This is a genomic window from Mesorhizobium atlanticum (assembly GCF_003289965.1).
GTDB lineage: Bacteria > Pseudomonadota > Alphaproteobacteria > Rhizobiales > Rhizobiaceae > Mesorhizobium > Mesorhizobium atlanticum.
In genome coordinates this window covers 512,015-533,757 of the sequence record NZ_QMBQ01000004.1, presented here as the reverse complement: position 1 = coordinate 533,757, position 21,743 = coordinate 512,015, and the positions used below count along the sequence as shown (strand labels likewise).

20 protein-coding genes are annotated in these 21,743 nt (G+C 64.3%); 18 read left to right on the top strand and 2 right to left on the bottom strand.

The window, feature by feature from the left end; genetic code table 11:
* The first annotated feature begins 2 nt into the window (after nucleotides 1-2).
* Both araH and DPM35_RS16190 read left to right on the top strand, forming a co-directional pair.
* Complete coding sequence (gene araH, locus DPM35_RS16195; RefSeq protein ID WP_112128258.1) at nucleotides 3-953, top strand: L-arabinose ABC transporter permease AraH; 951 nt, start codon at nucleotides 3-5, stop codon at nucleotides 951-953.
* Nucleotides 950-1,714: an SDR family oxidoreductase gene (locus DPM35_RS16190; protein WP_112128508.1), complete on the top strand. Its 765-nt coding sequence runs from the start codon at nucleotides 950-952 to the stop codon at nucleotides 1,712-1,714. The genes araH and DPM35_RS16190 overlap by 4 nt, the downstream gene beginning before the upstream one ends.
* Nucleotides 1,715-1,904: 190 nt before the next feature.
* On the opposite strand, the gene DPM35_RS16185 is transcribed toward DPM35_RS16190, so the two are convergent.
* The gene (locus tag DPM35_RS16185) at nucleotides 1,905-2,852 is read right to left on the bottom strand and encodes a GlxA family transcriptional regulator (protein ID WP_112128257.1); all 948 of its coding nucleotides are present in this window, start codon (nucleotides 2,850-2,852) and stop codon (nucleotides 1,905-1,907) included.
* Nucleotides 2,853-2,968: 116 nt separating this feature from the next.
* Between DPM35_RS16185 and DPM35_RS16180 the strand changes: the two genes are divergently transcribed.
* From DPM35_RS16180 to DPM35_RS16150, 7 genes are all read left to right on the top strand, one after another.
* Nucleotides 2,969-3,676, top strand: a complete 708-nt coding sequence (locus DPM35_RS16180; protein WP_112128256.1) for a DJ-1/PfpI family protein — start codon at nucleotides 2,969-2,971, stop codon at nucleotides 3,674-3,676.
* Nucleotides 3,677-3,796: 120 nt separating this feature from the next.
* Complete coding sequence (locus DPM35_RS16175) at nucleotides 3,797-4,528, top strand: FadR/GntR family transcriptional regulator (protein ID WP_112128255.1); 732 nt, start codon at nucleotides 3,797-3,799, stop codon at nucleotides 4,526-4,528.
* Nucleotides 4,525-5,727: a PLP-dependent transferase gene (locus tag DPM35_RS16170; RefSeq protein WP_112128254.1), complete on the top strand. Its 1,203-nt coding sequence runs from the start codon at nucleotides 4,525-4,527 to the stop codon at nucleotides 5,725-5,727. Before DPM35_RS16175 ends, DPM35_RS16170 begins: the two co-directional genes overlap by 4 nt.
* 27 nt (nucleotides 5,728-5,754) lie before the next feature.
* Nucleotides 5,755-7,032, top strand: a complete 1,278-nt coding sequence (locus tag DPM35_RS16165; RefSeq protein ID WP_112128253.1) for an ABC transporter substrate-binding protein — start codon at nucleotides 5,755-5,757, stop codon at nucleotides 7,030-7,032.
* Between the two features lie 227 nt (nucleotides 7,033-7,259).
* Nucleotides 7,260-8,183 (top strand): carbohydrate ABC transporter permease, encoded by a 924-nt coding sequence (locus tag DPM35_RS16160; protein ID WP_112128252.1) that lies wholly within the window; start codon nucleotides 7,260-7,262, stop codon nucleotides 8,181-8,183.
* Nucleotides 8,183-9,031: a carbohydrate ABC transporter permease gene (locus DPM35_RS16155; RefSeq protein WP_112128251.1), complete on the top strand. Its 849-nt coding sequence runs from the start codon at nucleotides 8,183-8,185 to the stop codon at nucleotides 9,029-9,031. Before DPM35_RS16160 ends, DPM35_RS16155 begins: the two co-directional genes overlap by 1 nt.
* A 3-nt stretch (nucleotides 9,032-9,034) precedes the next feature.
* Complete coding sequence (locus DPM35_RS16150; RefSeq protein WP_112128250.1) at nucleotides 9,035-10,102, top strand: ABC transporter ATP-binding protein; 1,068 nt, start codon at nucleotides 9,035-9,037, stop codon at nucleotides 10,100-10,102.
* Here the strand turns inward: DPM35_RS16150 and DPM35_RS16145 are convergent.
* Nucleotides 10,099-11,925, bottom strand: a complete 1,827-nt coding sequence (locus tag DPM35_RS16145; protein WP_112128249.1) for a dipeptide ABC transporter ATP-binding protein — start codon at nucleotides 11,923-11,925, stop codon at nucleotides 10,099-10,101. The genes DPM35_RS16150 and DPM35_RS16145 overlap by 4 nt on opposite strands.
* Before the next feature lie 190 nt (nucleotides 11,926-12,115).
* Here DPM35_RS16145 and DPM35_RS16140 point away from each other — a divergent pair, with 190 nt between their 5' ends.
* The 9 genes from DPM35_RS16140 (at nucleotide 12,116) to DPM35_RS16100 (ending at nucleotide 21,737) form a co-directional block, all read left to right on the top strand.
* A complete protein-coding gene (locus tag DPM35_RS16140; protein WP_112128248.1) occupies nucleotides 12,116-13,474 on the top strand; it encodes an LLM class flavin-dependent oxidoreductase in 1,359 nt (452 codons plus the stop codon).
* Nucleotides 13,475-13,485: 11 nt separating this feature from the next.
* On the top strand, nucleotides 13,486-14,259 hold the full coding sequence (locus DPM35_RS16135) for a DUF427 domain-containing protein (RefSeq protein ID WP_112128247.1): 774 nt from the start codon (nucleotides 13,486-13,488) through the stop codon (nucleotides 14,257-14,259).
* Between the two features lie 51 nt (nucleotides 14,260-14,310).
* Complete coding sequence (locus DPM35_RS16130; protein WP_112128246.1) at nucleotides 14,311-15,951, top strand: ABC transporter substrate-binding protein; 1,641 nt, start codon at nucleotides 14,311-14,313, stop codon at nucleotides 15,949-15,951.
* Nucleotides 15,952-15,982: 31 nt separating this feature from the next.
* Nucleotides 15,983-16,942, top strand: coding sequence for an ABC transporter permease (locus tag DPM35_RS16125; protein WP_112128245.1), 960 nt, complete (start codon nucleotides 15,983-15,985; stop codon nucleotides 16,940-16,942).
* Complete coding sequence (locus tag DPM35_RS16120) at nucleotides 16,939-17,826, top strand: ABC transporter permease (RefSeq protein ID WP_112128244.1); 888 nt, start codon at nucleotides 16,939-16,941, stop codon at nucleotides 17,824-17,826. Before DPM35_RS16125 ends, DPM35_RS16120 begins: the two co-directional genes overlap by 4 nt.
* Nucleotides 17,827-17,878: 52 nt before the next feature.
* A complete protein-coding gene (locus DPM35_RS16115) occupies nucleotides 17,879-18,364 on the top strand; it encodes a hypothetical protein (protein ID WP_112128243.1) in 486 nt (161 codons plus the stop codon).
* A 118-nt stretch (nucleotides 18,365-18,482) separates the two neighbouring features.
* Entirely contained in the window at nucleotides 18,483-19,922 is a 1,440-nt protein-coding gene (locus DPM35_RS16110) for an aldehyde dehydrogenase family protein (RefSeq protein ID WP_112128242.1), read from the top strand.
* Nucleotides 19,923-20,068: 146 nt separating this feature from the next.
* Nucleotides 20,069-20,644, top strand: coding sequence for a DUF1349 domain-containing protein (locus DPM35_RS16105; RefSeq protein ID WP_112128241.1), 576 nt, complete (start codon nucleotides 20,069-20,071; stop codon nucleotides 20,642-20,644).
* A 91-nt stretch (nucleotides 20,645-20,735) separates the two neighbouring features.
* Complete coding sequence (locus DPM35_RS16100; protein WP_112128240.1) at nucleotides 20,736-21,737, top strand: glycosyltransferase family 10 fucosyltransferase; 1,002 nt, start codon at nucleotides 20,736-20,738, stop codon at nucleotides 21,735-21,737.
* Nucleotides 21,738-21,743 lie beyond the last annotated feature (6 nt).

The window sequence follows — 21,743 nt, the reverse complement described above, 5'->3', positions numbered from 1 at the left end:
TAATGACCGACCGGTTGAAAAAAATCCTGCTCGGCGAACAGGGCCTCGTCGTCATCTTCGTTGTCGCCTTCGCGCTGGTGTCGCTCCTGGTGCCGAACTTCCTTACCGACCGCAACATGCTTGGCCTGCTGCAATCGGTGGTCACCGTAGGCATCGTCGCCTGCACCATGATGTTCTGCCTCGCCGCGCGCGACTTCGACCTGTCGGTCGGCTCCATCGTCGCCTTTGCCGGCATGGTTGCGGTGATGGCGTCGAACACCACGGGCTCGATCCTGCTCGGCCTTATCGCGGCAGTCGCCTGCGGCGCCGTCGTCGGCTGGGTCAACGGCGTGGTCATCGCCAAATTCCGCATCAATGCCTTGATCACCACCCTGGCCACCATGCAGATCGTGCGCGGCATGGCGCTGATCTCGTCCGACGGCCGGGCCGTTGGCATCAACAGCCCCGATTTCTACCAACTCGCCCTGTCGAAGTTGCTCGGTATCCCGACCCCGATCTGGGTGCTGGCGGTGCTCTTCGCCATTTTCGGCTTCGTGCTCAACAGCACCGTCTTCGGCAAGAACACGCTGGCCATCGGCGGCAATCCGGAAGCTTCGCGCCTCGCCGGCGTCAATGTCGACAGGACGCGCATCTGGATCTTCACGCTGCAGGGCGTGGTCTGCGGCATCGCCGGCATCCTGCTCGCATCGCGCATCACATCGGGTCAGCCAAACGCAGCGGTCGGGCTCGAGCTGTCGGTGATCTCGGCCTGCGTGCTCGGCGGTGTCTCGCTTGCCGGCGGCAGGGCGACGATGTCGGGCGTCATCGTCGGCGTGCTGATCATGGGCATCGCCGAGAATGCGATGAACCTGCTCAACATTCCGGCATTCTACCAATACATCGTGCGCGGCGTTATCCTGCTCCTGGCCGTGCTGCTCGACAATCTTCGTTCCTCGGCATTGGGGCGGCGCTGATGGCAAGGCTCAACGGAAAACGCATCTTCCTCACCGGCGCCGCGCAAGGCATCGGCTACGCCATCGCCGAGGCCTGCCTGCGCGAGAAGGCCGAGCTGTTCCTGGTCGACTGCGACGCGAGCCTTCTCGCCGAAAGTGCTGCCCGTTTGGGCAAGGTCGCGCATGCGGCCGTCGACATCGCCGACGCCGCGGCGATCGACGCCGCGATGCAGGCGGCGACGAAGGCCATCGGTCCAGTCAACGCCGTCATCAACAATGCCGGCATGAACGTCTTCTCGACCCCGCTAGACGCCACCGACAACGAGTGGACCCGCAATCTCGACGTCAATGTCAAAGGCGCATGGCACTGCGCTAAGGCGGCGCTGCCCGGCATGATCGGGCAGGGCGGTGGTGTCATACTGAACATCGCCTCGACGCACGCCTTCACCATCATCCCGCACACCTTCCCCTATCCCGTCGCCAAGCATGCGCTGCTCGGCCTGACCAGGTCGTTGGCGATCGAATATGCCGGCAACAATATCCGCGTGAATGCGCTGGCGCCCGGCTATGTCGCCACGCAGAAGGTCATCGACTACTGGAACAGTTTCGACGATCCGCAGGCCGCCCGCCGCAAGACACTCGCCTTGCATCCGGGCGGGCGGATCGCCACCCCGGAAGAGATCGCCATGGCAGCGGTCTTCCTGGTCTCCGACGAATGCCCCTTCATCAACGCCGCCTGCCTCGTCGCGGATGGCGGCCTGAGCGTGCTTCATCACCCCTGACACAAAGCCATTGATCGGAGGAAACAATGGGAAATGGTGTCTTCGCAAAATCCCTGGCGACACCTCGCCAAGCGCTTGCGCTTGGTTGCGGAAAGCTCGCGCGATAACCTTGGTGCCGGCGACGCCTTTCGCCCGTTGAGGTCACGCCGGGCCGTGGCCAGACTGCCATAAGCGGGGCTGTCGATCGCGCTCAGAAACGCTCGCGGTAGTCGCGCGGGTTGGTGCCGAGGACGCGTAGAAAGCCGCGCCGCATCGTTTCCTCGGAACCGAAGCCGCAGCGCCGGGCCGTCTGGCCGACCGTCTGTCCCCGCTCCAGCATCCGCCGCGCTGCTTCGATGCGGATTTCCTCGACGGCACGCGCGGGTGTCCGCCCGGTCGCCTCCTGATAGCGTCGCGAGAAACTGCGCCGGCTCATATTGGCGCGGTCGGCCAATTGCTCCAGCGAAAGGTCGGCGCTGAGATTGTCCAGGATCCAGCCATGCAGCCGGTCGAAGCGCCCATCGCCTTCCTGCAGCTTGAGGGTCTGGCTGAACTGCGCCTGGCCGCCTGGGCGTTTCAGGAAAACGACCAGCTCGCGCGCCACCGCCAGCGCCATGCGCCGGCCAAGGTCGGCCTCGACGAAGGAAAGCGCGAGATCAATGCCCGACGTCACGCCGGCCGATGTCCACACATTGCCGTCGCGAATGAAGATCGGGTCTGGGTCGAGCCGAACCCTTGGAAAGCGCTTGGAGAACTCCGCGCAGCGCCCCCAATGGGTAACCGCGCGGCGGCCGTCGAGCAGGCCGGCCTCGGCCAGCAGCATGGCGCCGCTGCAGACGGAGGCGGTTCGCGTCGCATCGCGCGAGCGGCCGATGATCCACTGCACCAGGTCGGTATCCTCGCAGGCTGCGTTGACGCCCCAGCCGCCGGGCACGATCACCGTATCGATCTCTGTCCCATGCGCCGGCAGCGCCGCCGCCTCCAACACCAGGCCGGACGATGTCCTGATCCGCGGCGAGGCGGCGACGACGACGACCTCGTAGGCAGGCGCTTCGCCGGCCTGGATCCTGAAGTCGTTGGCACTGGCGAACACCTGTAGCGGTCCGCTGACGTCGAGGAGCTGGATGTCGGGATAGGCGAGGATTTCAATGCGGCGCATGGCTTTGGCCTGAAACGAGGGATGATTGGCGATCGGGCCAAAGCATGATGCCGTACATTGCCCGAAGTCAACCTGCCCCCAAGTCAACCTGCTCAAGTCAAACTGTGGAGATTTCCATGAGCCTTCGTTTCGGCATTCTCGTATTTCCCAACGTTCAGCAGCTCGACCTCACCGGGCCTTATGAGGTTATGGCGACCGTCAAGGGTGCGGAGGTGGAACTGATCTGGAAGGATCGCGATCCGGTGATGTCGTCGACGCGCCTCTCCCTGACACCGACGGCGACCTTCGACGACTGCCCGCCGCTCGACGTGCTGTGCATTCCGGGCGGTGGCGGCGTCAACGCGCTGCTGGAGGACAAGGCAGTTCTCGATTTCGTCTGGGAGCGCTCCGCGCAGGCGCGCTACATCACCTCGGTGTGCAGCGGCGCTCTGGTGCTTGGCGCTGCCGGACTGCTCAAGGGCAAGCGGGCCACCACGCACTGGTATGCCCATGATTTCCTTGAAGAGTTCGGCGCAATCCCTGTCGATGCGCGGATCGTCGAGGACGGCAAGCTGATCACCGCCGGTGGCGTCACATCGGGCATCGATTTCGGCTTGGCGCTGGTCGCAAGACTGCTCGGCCAAGCGGAAGCTGAGATCGTCCAGCTCTCGCTCGAATATGCGCCGGCGCCGCCCTTCCGCTCCGGCACGCCGGCCGAGGCTTCGCCTTCTGTCCTGGCGGAGGCCAAGGAGCGGCTTTCGGGTTCGAGGCGGGTTCGCGAGGAGATGTTCGCGCGCTGGCGCCAGGAGCGCAGGGCTGCCGAGCCAAAGCGCGTCCGCGCCTGAACCGACCGGTCGGATGGCGGATATCTCGCCATTCGGCCGCTGCCCATTTCGACTGTTGACTCGTCATTCCGCTTATGCACAAATTGGTTGGACCATTGAACCACTTTAGGCGCAGCCGGATTGACCGATCTTTTGCCCCCGATCCAGACGACGGCCCGCGATGACGCGGTGCTGAAGGCGTTGGCGGGGTTCGTGCGGCAGGAGGCTCTGGGCCCGGGCGAAAAACTGCCGACCGAGCGCATCCTCGCCGAACGCCTCAAGGTGAGCCGCAACACGGTGCGCGAGGCCCTCACCCGCTGGGAGGGATTGGGCCTCGTCGAACGGCGCCAGGGCTCTGGCACCTATCTCAAGGCCGCGGTCTCGCCCGATATGCTGCACATGCCGCTGACGCTGGCCGGCGGCAATGATTTCGCCGGCCTGATGGCGACGCTGGAGATCCGCCGCGCGCTGGAGGCGGAGGCGGCCGCGCTTTGCGCCATTCGTGCCGGCAAGGCCGAGCTCGCCGAGATCGAGCGCAAGCTCGACCTCATGGAGGAGGCCTTCCAGACTCGCGACGGCATGTCCTCGGAGGAGGATTGGGAATTCCACCAGGCGGTCTTCCGCGCCTCCGGCAACCCGCTCTTCGAGCAGATCATCGCCGCCATGTACGAGATGTTCCACCGCTTCTGGGAACATCCGCTCGGCGTGCGCGATTTCGGCCATGCCAGCTTTCCTTATCACCGCACCATCTTCAATTGCATCGCCGCGCATGACCCCGAAGGCGCCCGCGCCGAGGCGCTGAAGCTTATCGCCACCGTCGAGGACGATCTGAAGCGCGGCGCCGCCAACCTCAAGCTTTCGGACCGCAGATGAACGAGCAGCCCAACACTTTTGATCCGGCCTCCCTGGCCGGCGACTATCTCGGCGAGGCGGCGACGCTGCTGGCGCATGACGATCCGTTTCCCGGCGGCGCGGTGGTGCCGCCGATCTACCAGACTTCGCTCTTCACCTTCGCCAATTACGCCGACATGGCCGACACCTTTGCCGGCAGAAGGAAGCAGCCGATCTATTCGCGCGGCGACAATCCCACGGTGATGGAGTTCGAGGCGCGCGTGGCGGCGCTCGAAGGCGCCGAAGCCGCGCGCGGCTTCTCCAGCGGCATGGCGGCGATCAGCGCGACCGTGCTCGCCTTCGTCGGCGCCGGCGAGCGCATGGTCGCCGTGCGCAACTGCTATGGCGATGCCTACCGGTTGTTCGAGCGGCTGTTCCCGCGCTTGAACATCAAGGTCGACTATGTCGACGGCTCCGACCCGGACGCGGTCGCCGCGGCACTTCCCGGCGCCAAGCTGCTCTACCTCGAGAGCCCGACCTCGATGATGTTCGAGCTGCAGGATATCGGGCATCTTGCCCGGCTGGCGAAGGAACAGGGCATCGTCACCACCATCGACAATTCCTGGGCCAGCCCTGTCTTCCAGAAGCCGATCACGCATGGCGTCGACCTGGTGCTGCATTCGGCCTCGAAATATCTCAGCGGCCACAGCGACACCGTCGCCGGCGTGGTGGCGGGCTCGGCCGCCAACATCAAGCACATCAACGAGCAGACCTATTCCCAGCTCGGCGGCAAGCTGTCGCCCTTCGAAGGCTGGCTGCTGCTTCGCGGCCTGCGCACGCTGCCGCTGCGCCTGCCGCATCACATGAAGAGCGGGCTCATCCTCGCCGAGCGGCTGAAGGCGCATGGCAAGGTCGAGCGGGTCAACCATCCCGCCTATTCCAACCATCCCGGCAAGAAGACCTTAGCCGGCTATGCCGGGCTGTTCTCCTTCGAGGTCACGGAGGATGTCGACATCCCGGCCTTCGTCGATGCGCTGAAGCTCTTCCGCATCGGCGTCAGCTGGGGCGGACATGAAAGCCTGGTCGTGCCGGCGAAGGCCTCGCTCGAGCAGACGCCGGGCATCAATTCGATGGCGCGCTTCGGCGTCAGCCCCCGAACCATCCGCTTCAATGTCGGATTGGAAAATGTCGAGGACCTCTGGGCCGACATCGCCCAGGCCTTTGACAAGTCAAAAAAATAACGAGTGTTCAAAATGGGAGTCCTGAACATGAAAAGACTGACCTTCATGCTTGCCGCCGTCGCCGGCCTGGCGATCTCCGCCAGCGGCGCGCTGGCCGACACCACCATCAAGCTGGTCGAGGTGATCACCAGCCCGCCGCGCACCGAATTCCTGAAGAAGCAGATCGCCGAATTCGAGAGCGCCAATCCGGGGATCAAGGTGGAGGTGGTCTCGCTGCCCTGGGGCCAGGCCTTCGAAAAGTTCCTCACCATGGTGCAGGCCGGCGACACGCCAGACGTGGTCGAGATGCCGGAACGCTGGATGGGTCTCTACGCCAATAACGGCCAGCTCGAGGACCTCGGCCCCTACATGGCCAAGTGGGACGACGCCAAGACGCTCGGCGACCGCGCCAAGCAGTTCGGTTCGACCGTCAACAACACCCAGTTCATGATCCCCTATGGCTACTATGTGAACGCGCTGTTCTGGAACAAGAAGCTGTTCAAGGAAGCCGGCCTCGACCGTCCGCCGGCAACGCTGGACGAGTTCGTCGACTTCTCCAAGAAGATCTCGGCCATCCCCGGCAAATATGGCTACTGCCTGCGCGGCGGTCCCGGCGCCTTCAACGGCATGCACATGTTCATGAACATCGCCGACGGCAAGGGCGGCTATTTCACCGACGACGGCACCTCGACCATCAACGATGAAGGCTCGGTGAGAGGCCTGCAGATGCTCGCCGACATGTACAAGAACGGCCTGGCGCCGAAGGACGCCGTGAGCTGGGGCTTCAACGAAACGGTCACCGGTTTCTATTCCGGCACTTGCGCCATGCTCAACCAGGATCCCGACGCGCTGCTCGGCATCGCCGACAAGATGAGCGCCGACGACTTCGCGGTGGCGCCGCTTCCGGTGGGCCCAAGCGGCAAATCCTATCCGACGCTGGGCTATGCCGGCTGGGCGATGTTCGCCAACTCGCAGCACAAGGACGAGACCTGGAAGCTGATGGCCACGCTTTTGTCGCCTAAGGACAATCTGGAATGGGCGAAAGAAGTCGGCGTCATCCCGATCCACAACGGCGCCGACCAGGACGCGCATTTCAAGACCGAGCAGTTCAAGGGCTGGTTCACCGAGCTCAGCGACAGCTCGAAATATGAAATGGTGACGCCGCCGACGCATCTGGAAAACCTCGGCAACTTCGTCGACCAGGTGGCCATCAAGAACTTCCAGGAAGTGCTGCTCGGCCAGAAGCCGGCCAAGCAGGTGGCGGACGAATGGGCCGCGTTCCTCACCAAGGAACAGAAGGACTGGCTGGCCAAAAACAAGAAGTGACCTTCTTTCCTTCTCCCGTTCTACGGGGAGAAGGTGTCACGAAGTGACGGATGAGGGGCAGTACTAAGTTCTGAAAAGCTAGCGCCGCCCCTCATCTGCCTGCCCTCCTTCGCCGCAGCTGCGCTGCTGCCACGGAGGGTGAACCGGCATCTTCTCCTCGTAGAGCGGGGAGAAGGACGCTGTCGCATACGCCAGCATCCACCCATCACCCGTAGAGCCAAGAACTTATGACCTACGCAGTGTCCGAAATCCGATCCGCCGCGCTGCCGCGCAAACGGCGGCTGAGCAAGGCCGCGATCGAGCCATGGCTCTACCTTTCGCCGGCTATCGTGCTCTTGGTCCTGGTGCTTCTGGTGCCGCTGATCATCGGCATCAGCTATTCCTTCCGCAAATTCTCGGCCTTCAAGTCGCAATATGTCGGCCTTGCTCAGTACCAGGCGATGCTCTCCGACCAGGTGCTCGGACAGGCGCTGATCAACACGCTGTGGTGGACCGTCGCCAGCCTGTTCTTCCAGTTCTTCTTGGGGCTCGGTCTGGCGCTGCTGCTCGACAAGCCCTTCTATGGCCGCAAGGTCGTGCAGGCGGTGGTCTTCCTGCCCTGGGCGGTGCCGTCCTTTCTGTCGGGCCTCACCTGGGCCTGGCTGTTCAACCCGATCATTGGGCCGCTGCCGCACTGGCTCTTCGCGCTCGGCTTGAAGGCCGAGCCGACCAATGTGCTTTCCGATCCCGCCACCGCCATGTGGGGGCCGATCGTCGCCAACATCTGGTTCGGCATCCCTTTCTTCGCCATTACCCTCTTGGCGGCGCTCAAGTCGATCCCGTCCGAACTGCATGAGGCGGCGGCCATCGACGGCGCATCGCCATGGCAGCGCTTCACCAAGGTGACGTTGCCCTTCCTGGCGCCCACCATCGTGATTACCGTCATGCTGCGCACCATCTGGATCGCCACCTTCGCCGACCTGATCTTCGTCATGACCGAAGGCGGGCCTGCCGGCTCGACCAGCACTGTGCCGGTCTACATCTATGTCAGCGCCTTCAAATCGCTGGACAAAGGCTATGCCTCTGCCGTGGCGGTGCTGCTTCTGGTGCTGCTCATCGCCTATGCCATCGGCCTGATCGCCATCCGCCGCACGCTGGTGAGGCACGTCTGATGATCGCCGGTCGCTCCACCTCCTCGCGCATTTTCGGCGGCCTCGGTCTCTATGCTGCAATCGCGGCTTACGTGATCTTCGCGCTGTTCCCGATCTTCTGGACGCTGAAGATCTCGGTGACGCCCGAGCGTCTGCTCTATTCAGAAGGCATCACCTTCTGGCCGTCTGAAACCACGCTCAAGAACTTCGCCACCGTGCTCGAGGCGTCCGACTTCCCGCGCTATTTCCTGAACAGCGTCATCGTCTCGGTGTCGACGGCCGCGCTTGTCACCGTCATCGCCACGCTCGCCGGCTACGCCATGTCGCGCTTCACTTTTCGAGGCAAGGCGACGCTGGCGATCCTGCTGCTGCTGACCCAGACCTTTCCGCTGGTCATGGTCATCCCGCCCATTTACCGCATCATGGGTGATCTGGGCCTCACCAACAGCCTTATCGGCCTGATTATCATCTACACCGCCTTCAACACCGCCTTCGCCACGTTCCTCATGCAGTCCTTCTTCGACGGCATCCCGAAGGACCTGGAGGAGGCGGCGATGATCGACGGCTGCACCCGCGCGCAGGCCATGCGCCGCGTGATCGTGCCGCTGACCTTGCCCGGCATGGGGGCGACACTCGGCTTCGTCTTCACCGCCGCTTGGAGCGAGTTGCTGTTCGCGCTGATGCTGATCTCCAGCGACGAGCAGAAGACCTTCGCCGTCGGCCTGCTCACCTTCATCGGCAAGTTCGCCGTCGACTGGGGGCAGATGATGGCGGCCTCCATCCTGGCGCTGATCCCGGTCTGCGTCTTCTTCGCCTTCCTGCAACGCTATCTCGTCACCGGCCTCACCGCCGGCGCGGTCAAAGGATAAAAGATGGCTTCCGTCACGCTGCAAAACGTCGAGAAGGACTATGGCGCGCTGCGCATCCTGCATGGCGTCGATCTCGAGATCGCCGATGGCGAGTTCGTCGTCCTGGTTGGCCCGTCCGGCTGCGGCAAGTCCACGCTGCTGCGCATGATCGCGGGTCTCGAAGAGGTCACCGGCGGCGAGATCCATATCGGCGAGCGCCTGGTCAACGATGTCGCGCCGAAGGACCGCGACATCGCCATGGTGTTCCAGTCCTACGCGCTCTATCCGCATATGGACGTCTCCTCCAACATGGGCTTCAGCCTGATGCTGAAGAAGGCCGAGAAGACGACGATCGACGACAGGGTGGGCGCCGCCGCCAAGCGGCTCGGGCTCGACTCCTATCTCGGCCGCCTGCCGCGCCAACTGTCCGGCGGCCAGCGCCAGCGCGTCGCCATGGGCCGCGCCATCGTGCGCGACCCAAAGGTGTTCCTGTTCGATGAGCCGCTGTCGAACCTCGACGCCAAGCTGCGCGTCCATATGCGTGCCGAGATCAAGGCGCTGCATCAGCAGCTCAAGACCACTTCGGTCTATGTCACGCATGACCAAGTGGAAGCCATGACCATGGCCGACCGCATCGTCGTCATGCATGACGGCTATGTCCAGCAGGTCGGCCGTCCGCTCGAGCTTTACGACCGTCCGGCCAACACATTCGTCGCCGGCTTCATCGGCTCGCCCGGCATGAATTTCTTGCCGGCAAAAGTCGCCAAGGGCGGCAAGGTCGATGCCGTGCTCGCCGACGGCCAGAAGCTGCGATTGCCCGATGGCCTGCCGCTCAAGGACGGCGATGCGCTCACCATCGGGCTACGGCCTGAGCATATCAAGCTGGTCGACGATGGCGCGCTGAAAGCCGAGGTCGAAGTGGTCGAGCCGCTGGGTCTCTCGACGCAGTTCTATGTCAGGCTGGCCAATCAGCAGATCTGCGTCTTCGTCATGGGTCGCAGCGATGTGAGGCCGGGCGACACGATCCGCCTGGCCGCCGATCCAGCGGCGCTGCATCTGTTCGATCCGAAAAGTGGAAATCGGATCGGCTAGCCGGCCAGCAGCTTGTCCGTTCGCCGGCAGGCGATCAGATGGCCGTCGCCCACATCGGCGGCGGGCGGTTCCGCTTCCCGGCATCGAGGCTGCGCCAACGGACAACGGCCGGCGAATGCGCACCCGCTGTTCGAAATGATCTCGGCCGCGGTCTCCGCCTGGGCTGACACTGCCGGCGCCTCATCCGAAGACGCCGCCAAAAGCAGCTTCGTGTAGGGGTGATTGGGTCCGCGAAAGACCTGTTCGGACGTGCCGGTCTCGACCAGCCGGCCGCGGTAGAGCACGCCGATCCTGTCGGCCATGTAGCGCACGACCCTGAGGTCGTGGCTTATGAACAGATAGGTCGTGTCCCTGTCGCGCTGCAGGTCGTTGAGCAGGTTGAGCACCGTCGCCTGCACCGAGACGTCGAGCGCCGAGGTCGGCTCGTCCAGCACCACCACTTTCGGCGCGCCGGCGAAGGCCCGAGCGATCGCCGCCCTTTGCCGCTGGCCGCCGGACAGCGAGCGTGGCTTCTGTTCCGCGGTCGTGTCCGCCAACCGTACGGAGCGCAGCAGGTCGCCGACGCGGTTCTTCGCATCGCTCCGGCCAAGCCCCGCAAGCCGCCGCAGCGGCCGGCTGATGATCCGCCCGATCCGGTGGCGCGGATTGAGCGTTCGGTCCGGCGACTGGAAAACCATCTGCACGTCGCGCCGCTCGCCCGGCGCCCGCCTCTCGGCGCGGGGCGCCACCGTCCTGCCGAACAGCTCCACCGATCCCTCAGTGGGCGTCTGCAGCCCGGTGACGATCCTTGCCAGCGTCGATTTGCCGGAGCCGGATTCGCCGATCAGGCCGAAGGTCTTGCCCTGCTCGACGCTGAGGTCGATCTTGTGCAGCACCTCTTGCTCGCCGAAGGAATGACTGATTGCCTTGCAGGCGACGGCGATCTGCCCGTTTCTTTCGTCGGAATCTCTTTGATCGGGAGCTGTCGCGATCGCCTTGGGGCGACCGCGAACGGTCGTGCCGATCTCGGCCAGGCGACCGTCCCGCTTGGTGAAATTGAGCGCCGGGATCGAGGCGATCAGCGCCTTGGTATAGGCATGAGAGGGGTTCTCGAACACATCCTCGGCATCGCCGCTCTCGACCACGGCGCCCGACTGCATCACCGCGACGCGGTCGCAGGAGCGGCGGATCAGGTTGATGTCGTGGCTGATCAGGAGAATGCTGGTTTTGTGCTCGCGGCGCAGGTCGTCGAGGATTGCGATGACCTCCGACTGCACGCTGGCATCGAGCGCGGTCGTCGGCTCGTCCAGCACCAGTAGCGCCGGGTCGAGCGCGATGGCGATGGCGATATTGGCCCGCTGCTGCATGCCACCGGACAATTCATGTGGATAGAGATCGAGCACCCGCTCCGGATTGGCGACCCGCACGCGTTTGAGCAATTCGGCCGAGCGCCAGCGCGCTTCCTCGTGACGCACCGGGCGATGGCGCATGATCGTCTCGCCGATCTGCCTCCCGATCGTCATGGCCGGGCTGAGCGCGGCGCCCGGATGCTGGTAGACCGCTGCGATGCGATCACCCCGCAGGCCGCGCAGCTCTTCGCCTGAGAGGCTGCCGATTTCTCGGCCCTGGAACTCCAGCGCCGAGGCGGCGATCCGGGCATTCCCCGGCAGGTAGCGCAATATGGCCAGCGCCACCGAACTCTTGCCCGAACCGGATTCGCCGACCAGCCCCAACGCTTCGCCCTGACCTATTACGAGCGACACGCCATCGACGGCGGATTGCCATCCTCTTTTCCCGCCATAGGCGATGGAAAGTTTCTCCACATTCAGTACCGAAGGGGACATCAAGACCTCGAAATCGCTTTCTGCCGGTGCCCTAATCGAGGGCAATCGCTTCCGCTTGAATAGTATATTATCTCTATAAAATTACTCGAATTATAGCTGGGCGCAATCTAGCCTTTTGCAAATTGGAGATCGCGGGCCGCCGGACAACGCGGCGCCCCGTCTCTCTCCCAGCGATTTGCAGGAGGCCGGCATGGCGCGAAATCAGTTGATCCTCAGCGCGTTCTTCTTCAACCCGCAGGGCGACCATCGCATGTCGTGGCGCCATCCGCGCGCGCCCGGCCGGGAAGTGCTCGGCTTCGACTATTACCGCGAGCTGGTCCAGGCGGCCGAACGCGCCAGGATCGACACCATCTTCGTCGCCGACCACGTGTCGATCTGGGACTCGGTGAAGAGCGGCGTCGCGCATTATGCCAATGCCCGCCTCGAGCCGCTGACGCTGCTTTCGGCACTGGCCGGCGTGACGAAGCATATCGGCCTCATCACCACCGCTTCGAGCTCCTACAGCGAGCCCTACAACGTGGCGCGCCTGTTCGCCTCGCTCGACCATATCAGCCAGGGCAGGGCGTCATGGAATGTCGTCACCTCGGCCATGGACGAGGAAGCGCGCAACTTCGGCCGCGACGGCAACATCGAGCATGCCTTCCGTTACCAGCGCGCCGCCGAATTCCTCGATATCGTCAAGGGGTTGTGGGACAGCTGGGAAGACGAAGCCCTGCTGTTCGACAAGGAAACCGGCTATTTCGCCGATCCGGACAAGGTCCATGTGCTCGACCATCGCGGCGCGCATTTCAAGGTGCGCGGTCCGCTTAACGTGTCGCGACCGCCGCAGGGCCATCCGCTGATCGTCCAGGCCGGTTCCTCGGAAGACGGCAAGAACTTCGCCACCGCCCACGCCGATGCCCATTTCGCCATCTACAGCACCAGGGAAGACGGCATTCGGTACCGCGAGGACATCAACGAGCGCCTCGCCCGTCACGGCAGGCGCCCGGAAAGCTTCAAGATCCTTCCCGGCATCCTGCCGATCGTTGCCGCGTCCGAGGCCGAGGCGCGCGACAGGCAGGATTATCTGCAGACACTGCTGCCGGATCGCGTCGGCATCGACCTCCTGTCGAGCTGGAGCGGCATCGATCTCTCGGCCTATCCGCCGGACGGTCCGCTGCCGCAGCTTCCGGATGAAAGCACCTTCAATGGCGGGCGCACCTCGCTCAACCGCGTCAGGCAGTGGGCGACCCAGAACCTGACCCTGCGCGAGATCGCCCGCAAGCTGGCGAACAGCGGCTCGGTGCCGACCGTTGCAGGGACGCCGAAGCAGATCGCCGACCAGCTGCAGGATTGGTTCGAGGCGGGCGCCGCCGACGGCTTCAACCTGATGTTCCCGCTGCTGCCGGAAGACTGGATCAATTTCGCCGAGCAGGTCGTGCCCGAGCTGCAGCGTCGTGGCGTCTTTCCGACCGAATACGCGCCCGGAACGCTGCGTGACCGCTTCGGCCTCGCCCGCCCAGCCAACCGCTTCGCCGAGCAGCGCGCCAACCAGCGCGCCGTGTCCTGAGGAGAGCCGTCATGACCGCCCAACCCAAACTGCAGCCGCGCGAAGCGACCGCCCCACAGCTGATCAATGTCCTGCACAGCCCCAAGCGCATCCGCGTCAAGTTCGGCGGCCGCGTCATCGCCGACAGCCGCAACGTGCTGGTGCTGCGCTCCAACCATTTTTTGCCGATCTATTTCTTCCCGCTGGCGGCTGTCGACCAGTCGGTGCTGAAACCGTCGAAGCAGGGTCAGCAGCATGCCGTGGGCGGCGAGACCAAATACTGGGATATCGAAGCCGGCGACCGGCGCGCCCCCGATGCCGCCTGGTCGTTCACGGCGCCGCCAGACGAGAACCTTGCGCCGCTCGCCGGCCGCGTCGCCTTCACCTGGAACTTGGTCGACCAGTGGTTCGAGGAGGATGAAGAGGTCTTCGTCCATGCCCGCGATCCCTATGCGCGCATCGACGTGCTGCAGAGCTCCATCCATGTCGAGGTCTGGTTCGACGGTGAGCTGATCGCCGACAGCCGCCGTCCCGTGCTCCTGTTCGAAACGCATCTGCCGACACGCTTCTACCTGCCGCCGGAAGATGTCCGGCTCGACCGGCTAAGGGCCTCGTTGACGAGGACCCGATGTCCCTACAAGGGCATCGCGTCCTACTGGTCGGGCGTGCTCAAGGGCGGTTCGCTGCGCGAGGACATCGCCTGGAGCTATCGCGATCCGATCGCCGAGATGCCGAAGATCAAGGGGCTGATCGCCTTCTATCCGCAAGCGGTCGACCGCATCCATCTCGACGGCCAGCCGGTCTGATCCGGCCCCCTCGCCACTTCATTTCAAACCCCAATTTTCACAGAGGCAAAAATGACCAAACGCAACGAAATCGACGCTCTTCGCAATCTCTCCGGCGACATCTGGAACGTCGCCGTCGATGAATACGCCAAGGGTTACCTCAAGCGCCGCGACCTGTTGAAATACGCCGCGCTGATCGGCCTGACCGGCTTCGCCGCTTCGCAAGGCCTCGGTTTCTCCCGGGCCCGCGCGGCTGCCGCCGGCGGCACGGTTCGCGTCGGGCTCGGCCAGCCGACCAAGGCGATCGATCCGGTCACGGTTACCGATCCGGCCAGCATCGGCGTGCTCAGCCAAGTCGGCGAATATCTGATCCTCGACGATCCCAAGGACGGGCTGCAGCCGAAGCTCGCGCTGTCCTGGGAAGCCGACGAGACGGCCAAGCGCTGGACCTTCAAGCTGCGGCCTGGCGTGAAATTCCATGACGGCCGCACCGTCACCGCCAAGGACGTCGTGGCAAGCTTCGAGCGTCTGGTCGACCCGAACAGCGGCTCCTCGGCGCTCTCGGCTTACAAGGGCATCCTCTCCAAGGGCGGCGCCAAGATCGTCGACGACGAGACGGTCGCCTTCGATCTCGACCAGTCGAACTCGAATTTCCCCTTCTATGTCTCCTCGGACGTCTATAACGCCGTGATCCTGCCGGCCGACTATGCCGGCGACTTCGAGAAGAACTTCAACGGCACCGGTCCGTTCAAGCTCGAATCCTTCCGTCCCAAGCAGGGCGCAAGCTTCGTGCGCAATCCCGATTATTGGGGCGACAAGGCGCTGCCCGATCGGATCGAGATAAAATTCTTCGATGACGAGCAGGCGCAGGTCGTGGCGCTGCAGGCCGGCCAGCTTGACGTCATCCCGAGCACCACGCGCCTGGAACTGGCGATCGAAGGCAATGCCAACTTCAAGCTGCTGAGCGTGCAGGCGAGCTCGCATGACGTCGTGCATCTCAGGACCGACCAGGCGCCGTTCACCGACAAGCGCATCCGCCGCGCCCTGGCGCTCACCCTCGACCGCGAAGCCATCGTCAAGGGCCTGCTCAAGGGTCGCGCCATCGTTGGCAACGACACGCCCTTCGCGCCGATCTTCCCCTCGGCCGATCCTTCGGTGCCGCAGCGCAAGCAGGACCTTGCCGAGGCCAAGCGGCTGCTGGCCGAAGCCGGCGTGCCGAACGGCTTCCAGGTGACGCTGACCACCGAGCGCGCCTACGACATTCCCGACTACGCGGTGATCATCCAGAACTTCGCCAAGAAGGCCGGCATCGACATCAAGCTCAATGTGCTGCCGCAGGATGCCTATTACGGATCGGCGGCCTTCGGCAGCTCGCCGTGGCTCGATTCCAATCTCGGCATCACCGATTTCGGCCATCGCGGCACGCCCGACATCTTCCTCAATGCGACGCTGAAGAGCGATGGCGCGTGGAACGCCGCGCATTTCAAGAATGCGGACTATGACGCGTTGCTGGTCGACTACGGCAAGGCCCGCGACCTGCAGGCACAGCGCATCGCGGCCGGCAAGATCCAGGCCCTGCTGCTCGACGAAACGCCGGAGATCATCAGCTACTTCTCGCAATACAGCCGCATCGCGAGCTCCAAGGTCGAGGGCGTGCGCTTCACCGCGATCTCGCATCTGCTGCTCGACCGCGTTTCCTTCGTCCAGGCATGATGCGGAAACGCCAAACCGGCCGGGGCACTGGATGCTGACCGGCCGCACCTTGTCGGCGCGCGTGGCCTCGCTGCTCCTCACTTTGTGGCTGGTCAGCGCGCTGGTCTTCCTCGCCGGGCAGGTCCTGCCCGGCGATGTAGCGCGCGTCATGCTGGGTCCCTTCGCCGACGCGCAAGCCGTCGCCGCGCTGAACAGACAGCTCGGCGCCGACCAGCCATTGCTGGTCCAATACTGGCGCTGGTTCAGCGCGGCGCTTACCGGCGATTTCGGCACGTCGCTGTCCATGCGCGCGCCGGTCGCGCCTTTCGTGCTGGCAAGCCTCGGCCGCTCGGCCGCACTTGCCGGGATCATCCTTTTGTTTCTCGTGCCGCTGGGCATCGGCGCAGGCATTGCCGCCGGCCTCAACCAGGGCCGGCTCCCCGACCGGCTGATCGTGCTCGCCGGCGTCTCCTTCGGCATCGTGCCGGATTTCGTCTCCGGACTGCTGCTGCTCCTGGTCTTCGGCCTGTGGCTGAACTGGCTGCCGATCACGGGTGCTGCGCCCGACGGCGCCGGCTTCTGGACGAGCGGCTACTACCTCATCCTCCCGGCGCTGCCGCTCGTGCTCAATCTCGCCGGCTATCTGGCGCGCATGACGCGGACCGGTGTCATCGAGGCGCTGGCCGCCGACTATACACGCACCGCCATCCTGAAAGGGCTCGATCGCCGGCAGGTCATTGTCCGCCACGTGCTGCCCAACGCGCTGACGCCCACCATCGCGGTGCTGGCGACGCAGAGCGGCTATATGCTCGGCGGGCTGGTGGTGATCGAGGCGCTGTTCGGCATCCAGGGTCTCGGTAATCTTGTGCTCAATGCCGCCAAGTCGCGCGATTTCCCGATGCTCGAGGCAGGCGTCTTGGTCATGGCGACGATCTTCGTGCTGTCGGCTGCGCTCGGCGATTTCGTCCAGGCGCTGCTCGACCCGCGGCAACGGCGACGGGCGTCGCTATGATGGATCTCCTGGAATTCCCGGCACCGTCGCACGCGCCGATTGTCCTGCGGGTCGCCGCCAGGCTGGGTCGCGCCGTCCGCGGCCTTCCTCTCTCCGCTATCATCGGATCGCTCATCCTCGCCTTCTGGATCGCCTGCGCTTTGTTCGGCGACCGGCTGGTTCCCTACGATCCCTATGCCGAGGACTTCCTCGCCACGCTGACGCCGCCGGACGCCGCGCACTGGTTCGGCACCGATCATCTCGGCCGTGACGTGCTGTCCCGCATCATCGTCGGATCACGCGATATCCTGTTGGTGGCGCCGCTCGCCACGCTTGGCGGCGTCGCCGCCGGCACCGTGATCGGACTGGTGCTCGGCTATTTCGACGGGCTGGTCGACGCAATCGGCGCGCGGCTGCTAGACACGCTGATGGCCTTCCCCTTCATCGTGCTCGTCACCATGACGCTGGTCGCGCTCGGGCCCTCGAACCTCACCGTCATCCTGGTGATCGCCATCGCTTATGCGCCGCTGGTGGCCAGGACCGTCCGCGCCGCGGTGCGCGAGCAGAAAGAACGCGAATATGTCAGCGCCGCGCGTCTCGGCGGCGAGAATGCCTTCGCCATCATGGTGTTGGAGATCCTGCCCAACATCAGGGAGACGATCCTCATCGAGCTCGTCACAAGGCTCGGCTACGCCTTCTTCTCGATCGCCACGCTGAGCTTCCTCGGCCTCGGCATTCAGCCGCCTTCGGCCGACTGGGGCCTGGCGGTCGCCGAAGGCTACGGCTTCCTGACCGGTGGCAAATGGTGGGTTGTCGTCTTCAACTCAGGCGCAATCGTCTCGCTGGTCATGGCGACCAACCTCATCGCTCAAGGTGTCGGCGCCTTCGAGAATATCGAGAGGTGAATTGCGGCTTTGATTGCTAGACTCCCGTTGATTCGTCTCAACAGGGAACGGCATGAGCAAGGCCCTCGGCACATTCGCACTGGTCACGGTTTTGAGCGCCTTGCTGATGGCGCTGTCATTGGCCGTGGCGAGGCACGGTTATCCCTATGGCGCGTTCGGCGTGAAGCGTCTCGACGGCATTGCCGACGCCGGCTCCTTCCTGGCGATTGCCGCCGTCTATTTCTTCGGCGCCATGCTGATGATGATCCTGCCGATCCGCGCCGCCGGCATCGTGCTGACCCATGCCGCCGACGCGATCTTTTGGGCGACGATCATGCTGTTCGCGACCATCGTCGGCTCGCTGATCGCCAGATGGGCCTTCGGCCAGCATGAGGTGCTTTGGGCGCTCTTCAACTGGCGCTTCCTGTTCGTGGCAGTGATCGTGGCGGCGCATCTCACCATGAACGAGCTTCGCCGCAACATCCTGCTCAGAAGCCTGTTCTTCGTCATCTTTGGCGCGGTCACGCTCGCCTGCCTGTTCTGGTCGTTCTCGACCTGACGCGAACCGGCTCTAGGTTTAAGATCGCGGGTGGACCTCCTCTCGGGCAATGACTATATCATTTGTCCGACAATTGACCGGCCGAAGGCTGCCGCGACCAAACCCAAGGAAAAACAAGATGACCCTGCTCCGCAAGAACCTGATCGACGGCGAGTGGCTTGGCGAGGCCGGCTCGCGCAACATCAACCCTTCGAACACCAACGACGTCGTCGGCGAATACGCTTCGGCCGGGCCCGAGGAGGCAAAACAGGCCATCGCCGCCGCCAAGGCCGCCTTTCCGGCATGGTCACGCTCCGGCCCGCTGGCCCGCCACGCCGTGCTGAAGAAGACTTCCGACGAGATCATGGCGCGCAAGGACGAGATCGGCCGGTCGCTGGCGCGCGAGGAAGGCAAGACGCTGGCCGAGGGCGTCGGCGAGACGATCCGCGCCGCGCAGATCTTCGACTTCTTCGCCGGCGAGACGCTGCGCCTGTCGGGCGAGATGGTGCCGAGCGTGCGGCCGGGCGTCGGCGTCGAGATGACCCGCGAGGGCGTCGGTGTCGTCGGCATCATCACGCCATGGAATTTCCCCATCGCCATTCCCGCCTGGAAGATCGCGCCCGCGTTGGCCTACGGCAACACGATCGTCTTCAAGCCAGCCGAGCTGGTGCCTGAAAGCGCCTGGACCATCGTCGACATCCTGCATCGCGCCGGCCTGCCCAAGGGCGTGCTCAACCTCGTCATGGGCAAGGGCTCGGTGGTCGGCCAGGCGATGCTCGACAGCCCCGACGTCAACGCCATCTCCTTCACCGGCTCGGTCGGCACGGGCAAGCGCGTCGCCGCGGCAAGCGTCGAGCATATGCGCAAGTTCCAGCTCGAGATGGGCGGCAAGAACCCGCTCGTCGTGCTCGACGATGCCGACCTCGCGGTGGCCGTCGACTGCGCCGTCAACGGCGCCTATTTCTCGACTGGACAGCGCTGCACCGCGTCCTCGCGCCTGATCGTCACCGACGGCATTCACGACCGTTTCGTCGACGCCGTGAAGGAGCGGCTGGACAAGCTCGTCATCGGCGATGCGCTGGACGCCAAGACCCAGATCGGTCCGGTCGTCGACCAGACCCAGCTGAAGCAGGATGAGGACTACATCGCCATCGGTGTCAGGGAAGGCGCAACGCTCGCCTTCGGCGGCGAGCGGCTGGAGCGCGGCACGCCCGGCTTCTATCTGAAGCCGGCGCTGTTCGTCGGTTCCACCAATGCCATGCGCATCTCGCGTGAGGAGATCTTCGGCCCGGTCGCCAATGTCATCCGTGTCAAGGACTATGACGAGGCGCTGGCTGTCGCCAATGACACGCCATTCGGCCTCACCTCCGGCATCTGCACGACCAGCCTGAAGCACGCGACGCATTTCAAGCGCAATTCCGAAGCCGGCATGGTGATGGTCAACCTGCCGACGGCGGGCGTCGACTTCCACGTGCCGTTCGGCGGCCGCAAGGGCTCGAGCTACGGTCCGCGCGAGCAGGGCCGCTACGCCATGGAGTTCTACACCACGGTGAAGACCGCCTATACATTCGCCGGCTAAAGCAATTTCCAGGAAAAGTGTGAGCGGTTAGGCTCGGCGACTTTGCCGTAGCCTTCCGTTCGGAATTGCGTAAAAACAAGGGGATAGGGCGGTTCGCCGTTTCCGTGAAACGGTGAAACGCGCCAGTCCAGTTCGGGAGGAGATCGATGAGCGTGGCCGACATGACATGGCTCAACCCGCCGCCGCACCACGTGTTCGGCGACGGCACGCTCACCGTCCGCACCGGCAAGGATACGGATTTCTGGCGCGAGACTTTTTACGGCTTCTGGCGCGACAACGGCCATTTCCTCTACCGGTCCGTCGAAGGTGACTTCAGCGCCGAGGTCACCGTCAAGGGCGACTACAAGGTGCTTTATGATCAGGCGGGGCTGATGCTGCGCTTGAGCGAAATGCACTGGATCAAGGCCGGCATCGAATACACCGACGGCCTGGCCTATTTCTCGGTCGTCGTCACCAACGACACTTCCGACTGGTCGCTGGTCGCCATCGCCGCCGGCAAGGACGGCGTCAGAATCCGCCTGACGCGTCACGCCGAGGCGATCCGCATCCAGTATCTGGACGTCTCGGACGGCCACTGGAAGCCGGTGCGGCTGGCCTATTTCCCGATCTCGAAGTCGGTCGATGTCGGCATGATGTGCTGCTCGCCCCAGCGCGAGGGTTTTGAGGTGACATTTTCCGGCTTCACCGTCGGGCCGGCGATTTCACGGGATTTGCACGACTGACATCCGGGGCGGTTGTGGACCAGCCGCCTGCCCTTTCGCGATGGCCCATCGAAGCATAAGAACAATGGATCGACCGAGCCGCAGGGGGCCGATGACGTCGAAAGTTCCGCTGATCCTTTTTTATACCCGCGTCTTCGGCAGGCCGGTCGATATTGCGGCTGCGCCGGCTTGTACCGTTCCGGTCGTGTGGACCAATGACCGGCGACGGCTCTCGGAGGCCGACGCCGTGGTCTTCCATTTGCCGAACCATCCCGGGATCGGCGACGCCCGCAAATATCCCGGCCAGATTTGGGTTGCCTGGTCGATGGAGAGTGTCGTCAACTATCCAATCATGGCGGACGCCGCCTTCATGCGGCACTTCGATGTCGTCATGACCTACGAAACCGGATCGGACGTCTGGACGCCGTATCTTCCGGATGCCGGCTGGTGGGAAGCCGCCCGCCACGTGCCCATACCGCCTAAGCCCGAGCGCGCCCCGGCGGTGCATTTCCAGTCATCGAGCTTCAACAAGAGCGGGCGTGATACATTCATCGCCGAACTGTCCCGGCACATCGCGGTCGATTGCTACGGCCGCTACCGGCCCAACCGCGAGATCATAGGCCCTGATCTCGGCCGGCAGACCAAGCTCGATACCATTGGCCGCTATCATTTCTGCCTGGCGCTGGAGAATTCGATCGCGCCCGACTACGTCACCGAGAAGATGTTCGATCCGCTCGCCGCCGGCACGGTGCCGGTCTATCTCGGCGCGCCCAATGCCGCCGCGTTCGTTCCCGACAATTCCTTTATCGACGCCGCGTCCTTCGGCACTCCGGCGGAACTCGCGGCCTATCTTCGCCATCTCATCGAGACACCCCAGGCCTATGCAGCCTATCTTGCCTGGCGATCGAACCCGCTGCCCGAGAAACTGGCAGCCCAGATTGCCAGCCTTGACACGCCTCCGCGCTGCCGGCTCGCTCGGCTCGTCACTCAGCGCCTGACGCAGCACGGCGCCAGCCAGCCGCCTGGCAAACCCTCGCTGCCGTTTGGTGGCAAGGCGTTTCTGCGCACCAGGTGGCGCCGTTGGCTGGCTGCCCGCCGGGGCAGGCCGATGTAAGGTGGA

Bases quoted from the DNA above. Each gene is read 5' to 3' on its own strand.
- DPM35_RS16185 (WP_112128257.1), bottom strand. From the start codon at position 2,852: ATGCGCCGCATTGAAATCCTCGCCTATCCCGACATCCAGCTCCTCGAC.
- DPM35_RS16165 (WP_112128253.1), top strand. From the start codon at position 5,755: ATGAAAAGACTGACCTTCATGCTTGCCGCCGTCGCCGGCCTGGCGATC.
- DPM35_RS16125 (WP_112128245.1), top strand. From the start codon at position 15,983: ATGCTGACCGGCCGCACCTTGTCGGCGCGCGTGGCCTCGCTGCTCCTC.
- DPM35_RS16115 (WP_112128243.1), top strand. From the start codon at position 17,879: ATGAGCAAGGCCCTCGGCACATTCGCACTGGTCACGGTTTTGAGCGCC.
- DPM35_RS16180 (WP_112128256.1), top strand. From the start codon at position 2,969: ATGAGCCTTCGTTTCGGCATTCTCGTATTTCCCAACGTTCAGCAGCTC.
- DPM35_RS16145 (WP_112128249.1), bottom strand. From the start codon at position 11,925: ATGTCCCCTTCGGTACTGAATGTGGAGAAACTTTCCATCGCCTATGGC.
- DPM35_RS16150 (WP_112128250.1), top strand. From the start codon at position 9,035: ATGGCTTCCGTCACGCTGCAAAACGTCGAGAAGGACTATGGCGCGCTG.
- DPM35_RS16155 (WP_112128251.1), top strand. From the start codon at position 8,183: ATGATCGCCGGTCGCTCCACCTCCTCGCGCATTTTCGGCGGCCTCGGT.
- DPM35_RS16130 (WP_112128246.1), top strand. From the start codon at position 14,311: ATGACCAAACGCAACGAAATCGACGCTCTTCGCAATCTCTCCGGCGAC.
- DPM35_RS16170 (WP_112128254.1), top strand. From the start codon at position 4,525: ATGAACGAGCAGCCCAACACTTTTGATCCGGCCTCCCTGGCCGGCGAC.
- DPM35_RS16110 (WP_112128242.1), top strand. From the start codon at position 18,483: ATGACCCTGCTCCGCAAGAACCTGATCGACGGCGAGTGGCTTGGCGAG.
- DPM35_RS16105 (WP_112128241.1), top strand. From the start codon at position 20,069: ATGAGCGTGGCCGACATGACATGGCTCAACCCGCCGCCGCACCACGTG.
- DPM35_RS16135 (WP_112128247.1), top strand. From the start codon at position 13,486: ATGACCGCCCAACCCAAACTGCAGCCGCGCGAAGCGACCGCCCCACAG.
- araH (WP_112128258.1), top strand. From the start codon at position 3: ATGACCGACCGGTTGAAAAAAATCCTGCTCGGCGAACAGGGCCTCGTC.
- DPM35_RS16160 (WP_112128252.1), top strand. From the start codon at position 7,260: ATGACCTACGCAGTGTCCGAAATCCGATCCGCCGCGCTGCCGCGCAAA.
- DPM35_RS16120 (WP_112128244.1), top strand. From the start codon at position 16,939: ATGATGGATCTCCTGGAATTCCCGGCACCGTCGCACGCGCCGATTGTC.
- DPM35_RS16140 (WP_112128248.1), top strand. From the start codon at position 12,116: ATGGCGCGAAATCAGTTGATCCTCAGCGCGTTCTTCTTCAACCCGCAG.
- DPM35_RS16100 (WP_112128240.1), top strand. From the start codon at position 20,736: ATGACGTCGAAAGTTCCGCTGATCCTTTTTTATACCCGCGTCTTCGGC.